Consider the following 15503-nt stretch of genomic DNA (forward strand, 5'->3'; position numbering starts at 1 on the left):
TCAACGTGACCGATGGTGCCTACGTTTACGTGCGGTTTTACTCGTTCAAATTTAGCCTTAGCCATGAATAGACCCTTCTTTATTTAAATGCGGCCTGCCGAAGCAGGCCAAACTAAGTTATTAATATGCTTTACGCGCAGCGATAATCGCTTCGGTTACGTTGCTAGGAGCTTCGGCATAATTCAATGGTTCCATTGAATATGAAGCCCGCCCCTGACTCAGCGAACGCATGTTGGTTGCGTAACCAAACATTTCTGACAGCGGAACGTGCGCATCAACGATTTTGATACCACCAGGCGCATCTTCCATACCGTTAATAATACCGCGGCGACGATTTAAGTCACCAACAATATCACCCATAAAGTCTTCAGGTGTTACCACCTCAACTTTCATGATTGGTTCAAGAATGACCGGCTTGGCTTGCAGCGCACCTTTTTTGAAGCCCATCGACGCAGCGATTTTAAACGCCATTTCGTTTGAGTCAACATCGTGGTACGAACCATCAAACACTGTCACTTTTACGTCGATTACCGGATAGCCAGCAAGTACGCCGTTTTTCATTTGCTCCTGAATGCCTTTATCAATAGCCGGGATATATTCTTTAGGAATTACCCCGCCAATTACGGCGTTCACAAATGTATAACCAGCGCCTTCTTCCTGCGGCTCGATCTTCAGCCAACAATGACCAAATTGACCCCGGCCTCCAGACTGACGCACGAATTTACCTTCTACCTCAGTAGTTGCGCGTAATGTTTCGCGATACGAAACCTGCGGTTTACCCACATTGGCTTCTACTTTAAATTCGCGACGCATACGGTCTACGATGATATCCAGGTGCAACTCACCCATACCAGAAATAATCGTCTGGCCGGATTCTTCGTCAGTATGGACACGGAAAGACGGGTCTTCAGCAGCCAGTTTACCCAGCGCCACACCCATTTTTTCCTGATCAGCCTTGGTTTTCGGTTCAACTGCAACTGAAATTACCGGCTCCGGGAACTCCATTCGCTCCAACGTAATAATATGCTCAGGTGAACATAAGGTATCACCTGTGGTTACATCTTTAAAACCGATACCAGCAGCGATATCACCGGCACGAACTTCTTTAATCTCTTCGCGGGCATTTGCATGCATTTGCACGATGCGGCCAATACGCTCTTTTTTCATTTTTACCGGGTTGTACACGGTGTCACCAGAATTGATAACACCAGAGTAAACACGGAAAAATGTCAGCGTACCAACAAACGGATCGGTAGCAATTTTAAATGCTAAAGCGGCAAAAGGCTCGTCATCGTCAGAATGACGCTCGCCGTCCGTTTCGTCTTCGTTGATACCGGTAATGGCTTTTACTTCAGTAGGAGACGGCAGATAATAAATGACATTATCTAACATCGCCTGCACGCCTTTATTTTTAAAGGCTGAACCACACATTACCAATACCACTTCATTACGAAGCGTCAAGTCTCTAAGCGCCTGACGAATTTCCTCTTCAGAAAATTCGTCACCTTCCAGATAACGCTCCATTAGCGCTTCGCTGGCCTCCGCTGCAGCTTCGATCATTTTCTGCCGCCACTCGTTACATTCATCAAGCATTTCTGCCGGAATGTCTTCATAAGTGAACGTCATACCCTGATCTTCCATATTCCAGTTGATAGCCTTCATTTTAATGAGGTCTATTACCCCACTGAAGTTATCTTCAGCGCCGATAGGCAACTGAATTGGCACTATGGTGCTGTTCAGGCGGGCTTGCGCCTGCTTAACAACGCGTAAGAAGTTTGCGCCGGTGCGGTCCATCTTGTTGACGAAAATCATCCGCGGCACTTCATACTTATTGGCTTGACGCCAAACAGTTTCAGTTTGCGGCTGTACGCCAGATGAACCACACAGCACTACCACGGCACCGTCCAATACGCGCAGCGAACGTTCAACTTCTATAGTGAAGTCAACGTGGCCAGGGGTATCAATCAGGTTGATACGGTGTTGTTCAAACTGCTGCTGCATACCAGACCAGAAGGTAGTAGTAGCAGCAGACGTGATAGTAATACCACGCTCCTGCTCCTGCTCCATCCAGTCCATTGTTGCAGCGCCATCATGCACTTCACCAATCTTGTGAGATCGCCCCGTGTAAAACAAGATACGCTCAGACGTAGTGGTTTTACCCGCATCAACGTGCGCACAAATACCAATGTTACGGTAGCGTTCTATTGGGGTTGTACGTGCCACGATAATATCCTCTTACTTACGCCGTTATTACCAACGGAAATGCGCGAACGCTTTGTTCGCTTCAGCCATACGGTGCACGTCTTCACGCTTCTTAACCGCAGAACCTTTGTTGTCAACAGCATCTAACATCTCACCAGCAAGACGTTGCGCCATTGATTTTTCACCACGTTTACGGGCCGCTTCAACTAACCAACGCATAGCTAACGCATTGCGACGTACCGGACGTACTTCACATGGTACCTGATAGGTAGAACCACCTACACGGCGTGATTTAACTTCCACTGTTGGGCGGATGTTGTCCAGTGCCACTTCGAAAATGTCTAAGTGTACTTTCTTAGACTTCGTTGCTGCGATTTCTAATGCGCCGTATACAATTGATTCAGCGATAGATTTTTTTCCGTCGACCATAACGACGTTTACAAATTTGGCAAGTAATTCACTTCCGAACTTAGGATCTGGAAGAATTTTACGTTGACCTATGACGCGTCTTCTTGGCATTCGTAACTCCGATTGCTTCAGGTGATTCCAAAACTTTTAATACATTAAAGAAAAAAAGTTGTTTAGTTTGGCCTTACTAACGGAGTACCGTTATTTCTTAGGCCGCTTGGCGCCGTACTTAGAACGGGCTTGTTTACGATCTTTAACGCCAGCACAGTCTAATGTGCCGCGTACGGTGTGGTAACGCACACCTGGCAGGTCTTTTACCCGGCCACCGCGAATAAGCACAACACTGTGCTCTTGCAGGTTATGGCCTTCACCACCGATATAAGAAGAAACTTCGAATCCGTTAGTTAAACGAACACGGCATACTTTACGTAATGCTGAGTTTGGCTTCTTAGGTGTAGTGGTGTATACACGGGTACAAACACCACGCTTCTGCGGGCAAGCTTCAAGCGCCGGAACGGTGCTCTTGGCTACCTTCTGGCTGCGCGGCTTACGCACTAGCTGGTTGATTGTTGCCATTAAATACTCCTGGTTAATATATACCCAATAAACGTGAAAATTCCGCACCCCAAATTTGGGGTCGCGGAATTCTAATGGTCAAGCTTTGACCTGTCAAGGAACAAAGCCGATTGCTGCTAATTTAAGCAACAATCAGCCGTGTAACCCTGCTTTTACTCGTCGTTACCAGATAAATCCATATTCAGCGCATCAGACAGTGCCTGCTCCGCCATTTCTGAACTCATTGCTGGTTGTTCGACTTCACCGCTTGCGGCACGCTGACGCTGACGGATACGGTTTTGGTGATACGCAAAACCAGTACCTGCCGGTATCAAACGTCCCACAATAACGTTTTCTTTCAAACCGCGCAGTTCATCAATTTTACCGCCTACAGCGGCTTCAGTCAGAACGCGGGTTGTTTCCTGGAACGAGGCTGCCGAGATGAACGAGTCAGTCGACAGAGACGCCTTGGTAATACCCAACAATGAACGTTCGTACTGCGCCGGCATTTTGCCTGCAGCTTCTAATTCACGGTTAGCAATATTAACGCGCGCCACTTCAGCCTGTTCGCCTTCTAAGAACTCACTGTCACCAGGGTGCGTGATCAAGCACTTACGCAGCATCTGACGAATAATAGTCTCGATGTGCTTATCGTTAATCTTAACGCCCTGCAGACGGTAAACGTCCTGTACTTCGTTCACGATGTAGCTGGCAACGTGGTGGACACCACGTAACCGCAGAATGTCGTGTGCCGACTCTGGGCCTTCAGAGATAACTTCGCCTTTTTCAATGCGCTCACCTTCGAACACATTAACCTGACGCCATTTTTGGATCATCTCTTCATGTACATCACCCTGATCTGGCGTGATTAACAGACGACGCTTACCTTTTGTCTCTTTGCCGAAGCTGATAACACCTGAGATTTCAGCCAGGATGGCTGGATCTTTTGGCTTACGCGCTTCGAACAAGTCAGCAACGCGCGGCAGACCACCGGTGATGTCACGTGTTTTCGAGCTTTCCTGCGGAATACGCGCTAATACTTCACCCGATTTAACGGTCGCACCATCAGTAACTTCAATTGTGGTAAAGCTTGGTAAGCGGATTTCCTGCAGCGCGCCGTCATCCATAGTTAAAATCAGTTTTGGCTCTTTCGCGTTAGCTTTAGCCAAGTCTTTAACTACAGTACGGGTTAAGCCTGTCAGTTCGTCTTGTTGAACTTCGGTATTGGTATCATCGATATCGCTATGATTAACCTTAGCACCACGCTCAACGATAATTGGATGTGAATGCGGATCCCAGTTCGCCACGATTTGGCCAGCAGTGATCTTGGCATTATCGTCTGTCGTCAGGATTGAACCGTACGGCAGTTTATAACGCTCTTTCTCACGACCTAACTCGTCAAACACGGTAACTTCAGCTGAACGTGACGTGATAACAATTTTGTTATCGGCATTACGTACAAACTTAGCATTTTGCAGCTTTAAGGTACCGGCAGTTTTAACCTGTACGCTGTTTTCTGCCGAAGCCCGTGATGCCGCACCACCGATGTGGAAGGTACGCATCGTTAACTGTGTACCAGGTTCACCGATTGACTGTGCAGCGATAACACCAACTGCTTCACCGGCGTTAATCAGGTGACCACGCGCTAAGTCACGGCCGTAACACTTGGCACAGACACCAAAGTCGGTCTTACAGGTAATTACTGAGCGTACGTGCACTTCGTCAATTGAGTTTTGCTCTAACGCATCACACAATTGCTCGTCCAACATGGTGCCGTCAGCAACTAATACTTCACCGGTTGTTGGTGATACAACGTCACCGATAACCACACGGCCCAGTACCCGTTCACGCAGACCTTCAACCACGTCACCACCTTCAATCAGCGGTTTCATGATAATGCCCTGGTCTGAACCACAGTCGTGCTCAGTCACAACCAAATCTTGTGCTACGTCTACCAGACGACGGGTCAGGTAGCCGGAGTTAGCGGTTTTCAGTGCAGTATCGGCCAAACCTTTACGCGCACCGTGAGTAGAGATGAAGTACTGTAATACACTTAAGCCTTCACGGAAGTTAGCCGTGATTGGAGTTTCGATGATAGAACCATCTGGTTTTGCCATCAGACCACGCATTGCTGCCAGCTGACGGATCTGCGCCGGTGAGCCCCGCGCACCAGAGTCGGCCATCATGTAAACGGAGTTAAACGACTGCTGCTGTACGGTATTACCGTCACGATCCACCACGTCTTCTTTTGACAGGTTGTCCATCATCGCCTTAGATAACACTTCGTTGGCGGTAGACCAGATATCGATAACTTTGTTGTACTTTTCACCGGCGGTTACCAGACCTTGTTGGAACTGGTCCTGAATTTCCGCAACTTCAGCTTCTGCCGCGTCGATGATTTCAGTTTTAGCCGCTGGGATAACCATATCGTTAATACCTACCGATACGCCTGATAACATAGCGTAATGGAAACCGGTATACATGATTTGGTCAGCCAGAATAACAGTCTTTTTCAGACCGATACGACGGTAAGCACCGTTTAATAAACGTGAAATCTGCTTTTTACCCATTGCCAGGTTGATTGAATCAAAGGCTAAGCCTTCTGGCAAAATGGAGTACAAAATAGCACGGCCAACAGTGGTATCACGTACGGCTGTGGTTTCAGTACGAGTGCCATCTTCGGCAAATTCTACTTCTGTAATACGCACTTTTACTTTAGCGTGCAGGCTGGCAACGTCAGCACGGAAGGCTTTTTCAGCTTCTTTCGCGCTCTTAAACATCATGCCTTCGCCTTTAGCGTTTACCGCTTCACGCGTCATGTAGTACAAACCTAATACAACGTCCTGTGAAGGCACGATAATAGGTTCGCCGTTAGCAGGTGACAGTACGTTGTTTGTTGACATCATCAACGCACGCGCTTCTAACTGGGCTTCAATGGTCAACGGTACGTGTACCGCCATTTGGTCACCGTCGAAGTCGGCGTTGTAAGCCGCACACACCAGAGGGTGTAACTGGATGGCTTTACCTTCGATCAGTACCGGTTCAAACGCCTGAATACCCAAACGGTGCAGTGTTGGTGCACGGTTCAGTAGTACCGGATGCTCACGGATGACTTCATCCAGCACGTCCCATACTGCGCCTTCTTCGCGCTCAACCATCTTCTTGGCAGCTTTGATGGTAGTCGCTAAACCACGGGCTTCCAGCTTGCCATAGATAAACGGTTTGAACAGTTCCAGTGCCATTTTCTTCGGCAGACCACACTGGTGTAAACGCAGTGTAGGACCTACGGTGATTACCGAACGGCCTGAGTAGTCAACGCGTTTACCCAACAGGTTCTGACGGAAACGACCCTGCTTACCTTTGATCATGTCCGCCAAAGATTTCAGTGGGCGTTTATTAGAACCGGTGATAGCGCGGCCGCGACGGCCGTTGTCTAACAGCGCATCTACGGCTTCCTGTAACATACGCTTTTCGTTTCGTACGATAATATCAGGTGCAGATAAATCTAGCAGACGCTTCAGACGGTTGTTACGGTTAATTACGCGACGGTATAGGTCATTCAGATCTGAGGTTGCAAAACGACCGCCATCCAATGGTACCAATGGACGTAAATCCGGTGGTAATACTGGCAGCACTGTCATAATCATCCACTCTGGTTTGTTACCAGAAGTGTGGAAGGCTTCCATCAGTTTCAGACGCTTGCTGATTTTTTTGCGCTTGGTTTCTGAGTTGATGGTTGGCAACTCTTCACGCATTTGCTTGATTTCAGTTGCCAGATCAATGCCTTTTAAGATGTCCAGAATTGCTTCTGCACCCATTTTGGCTTCAAACTCATCGCCATGCTCTTCCAGCACGTCTAAGTATTCTTCTTCAGTCAGCATCTGACGGCGCTCTAACGACGTCATACCTGGCTCGGTCACTACATAGCTTTCGAAATACAGCACGCGTTCAATATCACGCAGTGTCATATCCAGCAGCAAACCGATACGGCTTGGCAGTGATTTTAAGAACCAAATGTGGGCTGTCGGGCTGGCCAGTTCAATGTGGCCCATACGCTCGCGGCGCACTTTAGTCAGCGTTACTTCAACGCCACATTTTTCACAAATCACACCACGGTGCTTTAAGCGCTTGTACTTACCGCACAAACACTCGTAATCTTTTACCGGGCCAAAAATTCGGGCGCAGAATAAACCATCACGCTCGGGTTTAAAGGTACGGTAGTTGATCGTTTCTGGCTTCTTAACTTCACCAAAGGACCATGAACGGATCATGTCCGGCGAAGATAAACCGATACGGATAACATCAAACTCTTCGGTCTTAGTTTGTTGTTTCAGAAACTTTAATAAGTCTTTCACCTTAGCTCTCCTGTAAGAGGTAAACCGGAATGGGGCAGTTGCCTGCCCCCCAACTTAACGTCGGTTTATTCCTCTTCCAATTCGATGTTAATACCGAGCGAACGGATCTCTTTCATTAATACGTTGAAAGATTCTGGCATGCCAGGCTCCATTCTGTGGTCACCGTCAACGATGTTTTTATACATCTTGGTACGGCCGTTAACGTCGTCCGACTTAACGGTTAGCATTTCCTGCAGCGTGTACGCTGCGCCGTACGCTTCCAGTGCCCACACTTCCATCTCACCGAAACGCTGACCACCAAACTGAGCTTTACCACCCAGCGGCTGTTGCGTAACTAAACTGTATGAGCCGGTAGAACGCGCGTGCATCTTATCGTCAACCAAGTGGTTCAGTTTCAGCATGTACATGTAACCTACGGTTACCTTACGTTCGAAGGTATTACCGGTACGGCCATCATACAGTGTGATCTGACCGCTAGACGGTAAGTCACCCAGCTCAAGCAGTTGCTTGATTTCAGACTCTTTCGCGCCATCGAATACCGGTGTTGCTACCGGTAAACCTTTACGCAGGTTTTGCGCTAAACGACGCACTTCGTCATCAGTAAAGCTGGCAATGTCTACGTTCTGACGAGATTCGCCCAGTGCATATACCTTGGTCAGGAAGTCGCGGATTTCTGCCGTCTCTTTCTGCTCTTTGATCATGCCGTCAATCTTGTCACCGATACCACGGGCCGCTAAGCCCAGGTGAGTTTCCAAAATCTGACCAATGTTCATCCGTGATGGTACGCCCAGCGGGTTCAGTACGATATCAACCGGCTTGCCGTGTTCGTCGTATGGCATATCTTCAACAGGTACGATAGTTGAGATAACACCCTTGTTACCGTGACGACCGGCCATCTTATCGCCTGGCTGGATACGACGTTTAACTGCCAGATACACTTTAACGATCTTCAATACGCCCGGAGCCAAGTCATCACCTTGCACGATTTTACGGCGCTTGGCTTCGAACTTCTTATCGTACTCAATACGAATTTCTTCGTACTGGGCAGCTAATTGCTCCAGATCATTCTGCTTATCTTCATCGCTTAAGCTTTGATTAAACAGTGCATCGCCTTTCATAGTATCGAGCTTGGCACGGTCAACACCGCTTTGTTCCAGCAGGTTACGGGCACGACTGAAAATACCGGCTTCCAGGATACGGAATTCTTCATTCAGGTCTTTTTTGGCCTGTTTGACTTCCATTTCCTCGATTTCACGCGCGCGCTTGTCTTTTTCAACGCCATCACGGGTGAATACCTGTACGTCAATAACAGTACCTGTTACAGAGTTTGGTACGCGCAATGAGGTATCTTTAACATCAGAGGCTTTTTCACCAAAGATAGCGCGTAACAGTTTTTCTTCTGGGGTTAATTGGCTTTCGCCTTTTGGCGTCACCTTACCAACCAGAATATCGCCACCTTTAACCTCTGCACCAATGTAAACGATACCGGCTTCGTCCAATTTAGACAGCGCAGATTCGCCCACGTTTGGAATATCAGCAGTGATCTCTTCAGCACCCAGCTTGGTATCGCGGGCGATACAGCTTAATTCCTGAATATGGATAGTGGTTAAACGATCTTCTTGTACCAGACGCTCAGATAACAAAATCGAGTCTTCGAAGTTGTAACCGTTCCACGGCATAAACGCGACGCGTAAGTTTTGACCTAACGCCAGTTCACCTAAATCGGTAGACGGGCCGTCGGCTAATACATCGCCACGCTCGATTGGTTCACCATGGTTAACGCAAGGACGCTGGTTAATACAGGTGTTTTGGTTTGAACGGGTGTATTTAGTCAGGTTGTAAATGTCGATACCGGCTTCACCGGCTACCATCTCTTCTTCATTTACTTTGATCACGATACGGCTGGCGTCAACGTAGTCAATTACACCACCACGTTTGGCAACCACAGTAACACCAGAGTCTTTCGCCACAACGCGTTCAATACCAGTACCTACTAACGGCTTGTCAGCACGCAGCGTTGGCACCGCCTGACGTTGCATGTTCGAGCCCATTAGTGCACGGTTAGCATCATCGTGTTCCAGGAACGGGATTAACGCCGCAGCAACCGATACGATTTGCTGTGGTGCAACATCCATATACTGAACTTTGTCGGCCGGCATCAGGGTGAATTCGTTCTTGTAACGACAAGGAACTAACTCTTCTGATAACCGGTTTTCGGCATTCAATTCAGCGTTAGCCTGAGCGATAACAAAGTTGCCTTCTTCAATGGCTGACAGGAAATCCACTTCGTCAGTTACCACGCCGTCTTCCAAACGACGGTATGGTGTTTCCAGGAAGCCATACTCATTAGTCTGAGCAAACATAGATAGTGAGTTAATTAAACCGATGTTTGGACCTTCAGGCGTTTCGATTGGACAAACACGACCGTAATGTGTCGGGTGTACGTCACGAACTTCGAAGCCAGCACGCTCACGTGTTAAACCGCCTGGGCCTAACGCTGAGATACGGCGCTTGTGCGTTACTTCTGACAGTGGGTTGTTCTGGTCCATAAACTGAGACAGCTGACTTGAACCGAAGAACTCTTTCACTGCGGCAGAAATAGGCTTGGCGTTGATCAAGTCCTGTGGCATCACAGCGTCTAAATCGCCCAGCGACAAACGCTCTTTCACCGCACGCTCAACACGCACTAAGCCAACACGGAACTGGTTTTCTGCCATTTCGCCAACAGAACGAATACGACGGTTACCTAAGTGGTCAATATCGTCCACTTCGCCATTACCGTTACGGATGTCAATTAACACCTTCATAACGGCCAAAATGTCTTCTTTGCTCAGCACGCCTGAGCCAACCCCTTCGTCAAAACCTACACGGCGGTTGAACTTCATCCGACCGACGGTAGATAAATCATAACGATCTTCAGAGAAGAACAGGTTTTCGAATAAAGTTTCAGCAGCATCTTTTGTTGGTGGTTCGCCCGGGCGCATCATACGGTAGATTTCTACCAATGCTTCCATCCGGTTGCTGCTTGGATCAATACGCAGGGTTTCAGATACGTAAGCACCCTGGTCCAGATCGTTGATATACAGTGTTTCGAAAGCGTCATAGCCTGCTTTCGAAAGTTTTGCCAACAGCTCCAGTGTGAGCTCTGCGTTCGCCTCGGCAATAATCTCTCCGGTTGAACGGTCAGCATAATTCTTGGCCAATACACGGCCTACAACGTACTCATGTGGTACTTCCATCAGGGTCAAGCCGGTTTTTTCCAGCTGACGCACGTGGCGTGCAGTAATACGACGGCCGGCTTCTACAATCACTTCGCCATCGTTGTCTTTAATGTCAAAGGCAGCGGTTTCACCACGTAAGCGGTTAGCCACAACTTCCATTAACAGCTTGCCGTCTTTAATTTCAAAACGGGTATTTTCAAAGAAGGTATTCAGAATATCTTCAGTGCTAAATTCCAGCGCACGTAACAAAATGGTGGCCGGTAATTTACGACGACGGTCAATCCGCACAAATAGTGCATCTTTTGCGTCAAACTCAAAATCTAACCAGGAACCACGGTAAGGAATAACGCGAGCGTTATACAGTACTTTGCCTGATGAGTGCGTTTTACCACGGTCGTGGTCGAAGAACACACCCGGGCTGCGGTGTAACTGAGACACGATAACACGCTCAGTACCGTTAATAACAAAGGTACCGTTTTCAGTCATCAAGGGGATTTCGCCCATGTAGACTTCTTGCTCACGGATATCTTTAATCGTGCCTGGTGCTTCTTTATCGAATAACACCATGCGCAGTTTTACGCGTAATGGTGCTGAGTAAGTAACACCGCGAATTTGACATTCTTTTACGTCAAATACGGGTTCCCCGATGCGGTAGCTGACGTACTGCAATTCCGCACTGCCTGAATAGCTTTTAATAGGGAATACAGAGCGGAATGCGGCTTCTAAACCGTATTCTCCTTCCGGATCAGGCTCGATAAATTTGCCGAAAGACTCAATTTGAATCGACAGCAGGTATGGCACATCCAATACTTCCGGACGTTTGCCGAAGTCCTTACGGATACGTTTCTTCTCAGAATAAGAGTAAGTCATGGGGTTCCTCAGCTTGCTGATTTTTTTCCCAACAACCCGTTACAGGTCGCTTTTGATACCAGCCATAGTATCAACAGGGGTGGGGAAATCATTGTCCCACAGCGCAAAAAGGCCGGTGATTAATTCATCACCAGCCCGGCCTGAATTTCAGGCGAATAATCCGGTATAAGCCGGATTATTTAACTTCAACAGAAGCACCCGCTTCTTCAAGTTCTTTCTTCAGAGCTTCTGCTTCGGCTTTAGAAACGCCTTCTTTGATTGCAGCTGGAGCTGATTCAACCAAGTCTTTCGCTTCTTTCAGGCCCAGACCGGTAGCGCCACGTACTGCTTTGATAACAGCAACTTTGTTTGCACCAACACCAGCCAGAACTACGTTGAATTCAGTTTGTTCTTCAACAGCAGCCGCAGGACCTGCAGCAACTGCTACAGCGGCAGCTGCAGACACACCGAACTTTTCTTCCATTGCAGATACTAATTCAACTACGTCCATTACAGACATTGCTGCGATAGCATCTAAGATTTGATCTTTAGTCACTGACATTGCTCAGATTCCTAAATTAGGGGACTTGTCCCGATTAAACTCTGCTTCAAACCAAACGTAAAATTACGCGGCTTGCTCTTGTTTTTGGTCGCGAACCGCGGCAATTGTACGTACAAGTTTGCCGGCTGCTGCCTCTTTCATGGTGCTCATTAAACGTGCAATAGCTTCGTCGTATGTTGGTAACGATGCTAACACTTCAATGTTTACCGTGGCGCCATTAAACGCTGCACCCTTCAACTCGAAGTCTTTGTTCTCTTTCGCGAAATCTTTAAAGATACGCGCTGCAGCACCTGGGTGCTCCTTAGAAAACGCAATTAACGTCGGGCCTACGAATACATCGTTCAGACACTCAAACTCGGTGCCTTCTACTGCACGGCGAACTAATGTATTACGGACAACCTTCATCCATACACCAGCTTCACGCGCTTGCTTACGCAGCGCAGTGATTTTACCTACAGTGACACCACGAGCGTCTGCGACTACCGCAGATAAAGCACCTTTGGCAGCTTCCTGGACTTCAGCAACAAGTGCTTTTTTGTCTTCAAGCTTAATAGCCATGGGCTTTTAACTCCTGGTTCATACGGGCATTATTGCCCGTCTGCCTACACATCGCCCTATGTTGCCATAGCGCGCGCGATTTACGGTGAGACCAGAACGAATAGAATTCTATCTGGGGCCTGCACCGTCTGCGTAGGTTTTTTCGTTTTAAGTCACTTGTTTCTTTCGAAATTTGCGACACCTACGGTCTTGGACGGAAGCCGATGCTTTAAAAAAACACGGCTTCTACCCTAAAAAATGAGCGCGAGATTATAAAATAATCACTGCTCTCTGTAAAGCGCTACGCCTTAAACTACTGCGCTCAACGACGCCTGGTTCAGGGCTACACCTGCACCGTGCGTAGAAGAAAGAGTAACTTTCTTGATGTAAACGCCTTTAGCTACTGAAGGCTTACCACGTTTCAGTGCTACCAACAGTGCTTCTAAGTTTTCTTTCAGCTTGTCAGCGTCAAAGTCGATTTTACCGATAGTTGAATGGATAATACCATTCTTGTCATTACGGTAACGAACCTGACCAGCCTTCGCATTCTTAACTGCTTCTGCTACGTTAGGCGTAACAGTACCAGTTTTAGGGTTAGGCATTAAACCACGTGGGCCTAAGATCTGACCTAACATACCAACAACGCGCATGGCGTCTGGTGATGCGATAACAACATCGAAATCCATCACACCTTTCTTAACCTGTTCAGCTAAGTCTTCCATGCCAACAATGTCAGCACCGGCAGCTTTAGCAGCTTCGGCATTCGCACCCTGAGTAAACACAGCAACACGAACAGTGCGGCCAGTACCGTGAGGCAGTACAGTTGCGCCGCGTACGTTCTGGTCAGATTTACGGGCGTCGATACCCAGGTTTACTGCAACGTCAACGCTCTCAACGAACTTGCCGGCAGTTAATTCTTTCAACAGAGCAACAGCTTCGTTGATATCATATTCGCGGGTTGAATCTACTTTAGAGCGGATTAACTTAGCGCGTTTGGTTAATTTAGCCATCTGTTAGCCCTCCACCACTAAACCCATAGAACGAGCAGTACCTTCGATGGTACGCACCGCAGCAGCATGATCAGCAGCAGTTAAATCTGGCTGTTTGATCTTAACGATCTCATCAACCTGAGCTGCAGTGATTTTACCAACTTTCTGGGTATTAGGACGACCTGAACCACCTTTTAAGCCAGCTGCTTTCAATAACAGGAAAGATGCTGGAGGAGTGCGGGTTTCGAACGTGAAAGAACGATCGCTGTACACAGTAATTACTACTGGGATTGGCATACCTTTCTCAAGGCTTTCTGTACGGGCATTGAAGCCTTTACAGAATTCCATGATGTTTACACCGTGTTGACCCAGCGCCGGACCTACTGGTGGCGACGGGTTAGCCATACCGGCTTTAACCTGCAATTTAATAAGTGCAGTGACTTTCTTTGCCATGTTTCACCTCTGTTTCTGGGTCTTAGCCTCGTAAGTGCGAGGACACTTACTCAAACGGCTTCCCAATGCTAAAAAGGGCGCAGATTATATTTTAATCAGCGCCCGGTTACAATCTTTATCTTAAGCTTTCTCTACCTGAGCAAATTCCAGGTCTACCGGCGTTGAACGGCCGAAAATCAACACAGATACTTTTACGCGGCTTTTTTCGTAGTCCACTTCTTCTACAACACCGTTGAAATCAGCAAACGGACCTTCGGTAACGCGCACCACTTCACCGGCTTCAAACAGCGTTTTCGGCTTCGGCTTGTCGACGTTATCCTGCAGACGATTAAGGATCGTCATAGCTTCTTTTTCAGAAATAGGCGCCGGACGGTCTGAAGTCCCACCGATAAAACCTAATACACGCGGTACGCTTTTCACTAAGTGCCAGGCTTCTTCGCACATTTCCATTTGTACCAGTACGTAACCTGGGAAGAACTTACGCTCTGACTTACGCTTCTGGCCGGCGCGCATCTCGATCACCTCTTCGGTAGGTACCAACACTTCACCGAATTTGTCTTCCATCTGGTTAATCTTGATATGTTCGCGCAGAGAGGTCGCAACCCGTTGCTCAAAGCCGGAGAAGGCCTGCACCACATACCAACGCATTTTTCCTGCCATGGTTTAGATCCCCAATCCTGTTAAAAATGACACTACGCGTAATAAAATTGCATCCAACCCCCACAGGATTAACCCCATGATAATGGTCGCAACTAATACTACCAGCGTCGTCTGCATGGTTTCCTGCCGGGTTGGCCATACCACTTTACGCACTTCGGTACGAGATTCTTTGGCGAAGTTGATAAAGGTACGGCCTTTTTCTGTCTGGCCTGCCACTACGCCGGCGATAATAACCAATACTACAACTGCGATAGCACGCTCTAAAGCGCCCAGCTCATAGATATAATTACCAACCACGGCCAGTGATAAAATTACAAAGACCAGCAACCATTTAATCAGGTCAAATCCGCTTTTTGGGGTTTCACTTGTTGCGTTCATGCTTTGACTCACTTCACATAGACTTGCTTATAGCAACACACTACCGACACCGCTTTCGCTGTGTCGAAAAATATTGGCAGGGGCAGAGGGATTCGAACCCCCAACCATCGGTTTTGGAGACCGCTGTTCTACCAATTGGAACTATGCCCCTACAAGGTTGTAAACCTGGCTTGTGCCATGTTTTCAAATAGCCGCTCATTATACTGTCTTAACGTACTAACACAAGCTTACCGTATCTTATTGCAGCATAATTAAGTGCGGATATAATAAAAAAGGCCCCGCAGGGCCTTTTTTAATCAACGCTAATTAAGCAATGATTTTTGATACTACGCCA

11 protein-coding genes and 1 tRNA gene are annotated in these 15503 nt (G+C 47.7%); all 12 read right to left on the reverse strand.

Annotated features, from left to right (window positions below; genetic code table 11):
- Positions 1–120: 120 nt before the first annotated feature.
- The 12 genes from fusA to ACYVIC_RS16415 all read right to left on the reverse strand — a co-directional run bounded on the left by fusA (position 121) and on the right by ACYVIC_RS16415 (position 15320).
- Positions 121–2223 (reverse strand): elongation factor G, encoded by a 2103-nt coding sequence (gene fusA, locus ACYVIC_RS16360; protein WP_460861686.1) that lies wholly within the window; start codon positions 2221–2223, stop codon positions 121–123.
- Between the two features lie 27 nt (positions 2224–2250).
- Positions 2251–2721 (reverse strand): 30S ribosomal protein S7, encoded by a 471-nt coding sequence (gene rpsG / locus ACYVIC_RS16365; RefSeq protein ID WP_460861688.1) that lies wholly within the window; start codon positions 2719–2721, stop codon positions 2251–2253.
- Positions 2722–2811: 90 nt separating this feature from the next.
- Positions 2812–3186 carry a 30S ribosomal protein S12 gene (gene rpsL, locus ACYVIC_RS16370; protein WP_019677787.1) on the reverse strand — a complete coding sequence of 125 codons (375 nt, stop codon included), beginning with the start codon at positions 3184–3186 and terminating at the stop codon, positions 2812–2814.
- A gap of 152 nt (positions 3187–3338) precedes the next feature.
- Positions 3339–7520 carry a DNA-directed RNA polymerase subunit beta' gene (gene rpoC / locus ACYVIC_RS16375; RefSeq protein ID WP_460861690.1) on the reverse strand — a complete coding sequence of 1394 codons (4182 nt, stop codon included), beginning with the start codon at positions 7518–7520 and terminating at the stop codon, positions 3339–3341.
- A gap of 65 nt (positions 7521–7585) precedes the next feature.
- A complete protein-coding gene (gene rpoB, locus ACYVIC_RS16380; RefSeq protein ID WP_460861691.1) occupies positions 7586–11611 on the reverse strand; it encodes a DNA-directed RNA polymerase subunit beta in 4026 nt (1341 codons plus the stop codon).
- 175 nt (positions 11612–11786) lie between these two features.
- Positions 11787–12152, reverse strand: coding sequence for a 50S ribosomal protein L7/L12 (rplL, locus tag ACYVIC_RS16385; RefSeq protein WP_460861693.1), 366 nt, complete (start codon positions 12150–12152; stop codon positions 11787–11789).
- Between the two features lie 63 nt (positions 12153–12215).
- Entirely contained in the window at positions 12216–12710 is a 495-nt protein-coding gene (gene rplJ, locus ACYVIC_RS16390; RefSeq protein ID WP_068231322.1) for a 50S ribosomal protein L10, read from the reverse strand.
- A gap of 287 nt (positions 12711–12997) precedes the next feature.
- Positions 12998–13699 carry a 50S ribosomal protein L1 gene (rplA, locus tag ACYVIC_RS16395; RefSeq protein ID WP_460861694.1) on the reverse strand — a complete coding sequence of 234 codons (702 nt, stop codon included), beginning with the start codon at positions 13697–13699 and terminating at the stop codon, positions 12998–13000.
- Positions 13700–13702: 3 nt separating this feature from the next.
- Positions 13703–14131 carry a 50S ribosomal protein L11 gene (rplK, locus tag ACYVIC_RS16400; protein WP_027672427.1) on the reverse strand — a complete coding sequence of 143 codons (429 nt, stop codon included), beginning with the start codon at positions 14129–14131 and terminating at the stop codon, positions 13703–13705.
- Positions 14132–14251: 120 nt separating this feature from the next.
- Positions 14252–14779, reverse strand: a complete 528-nt coding sequence (gene nusG, locus ACYVIC_RS16405) for a transcription termination/antitermination protein NusG (protein ID WP_408015069.1) — start codon at positions 14777–14779, stop codon at positions 14252–14254.
- Positions 14780–14794: 15 nt separating this feature from the next.
- Positions 14795–15169, reverse strand: a complete 375-nt coding sequence (gene secE / locus ACYVIC_RS16410) for a preprotein translocase subunit SecE (RefSeq protein ID WP_460861696.1) — start codon at positions 15167–15169, stop codon at positions 14795–14797.
- A 74-nt stretch (positions 15170–15243) separates the two neighbouring features.
- Positions 15244–15320 (reverse strand) — tRNA-Trp (locus ACYVIC_RS16415).
- Between the last annotated feature and the right edge of the window lie 183 nt (positions 15321–15503).

It is taken from the genome of Rheinheimera gaetbuli (assembly GCF_054781935.1).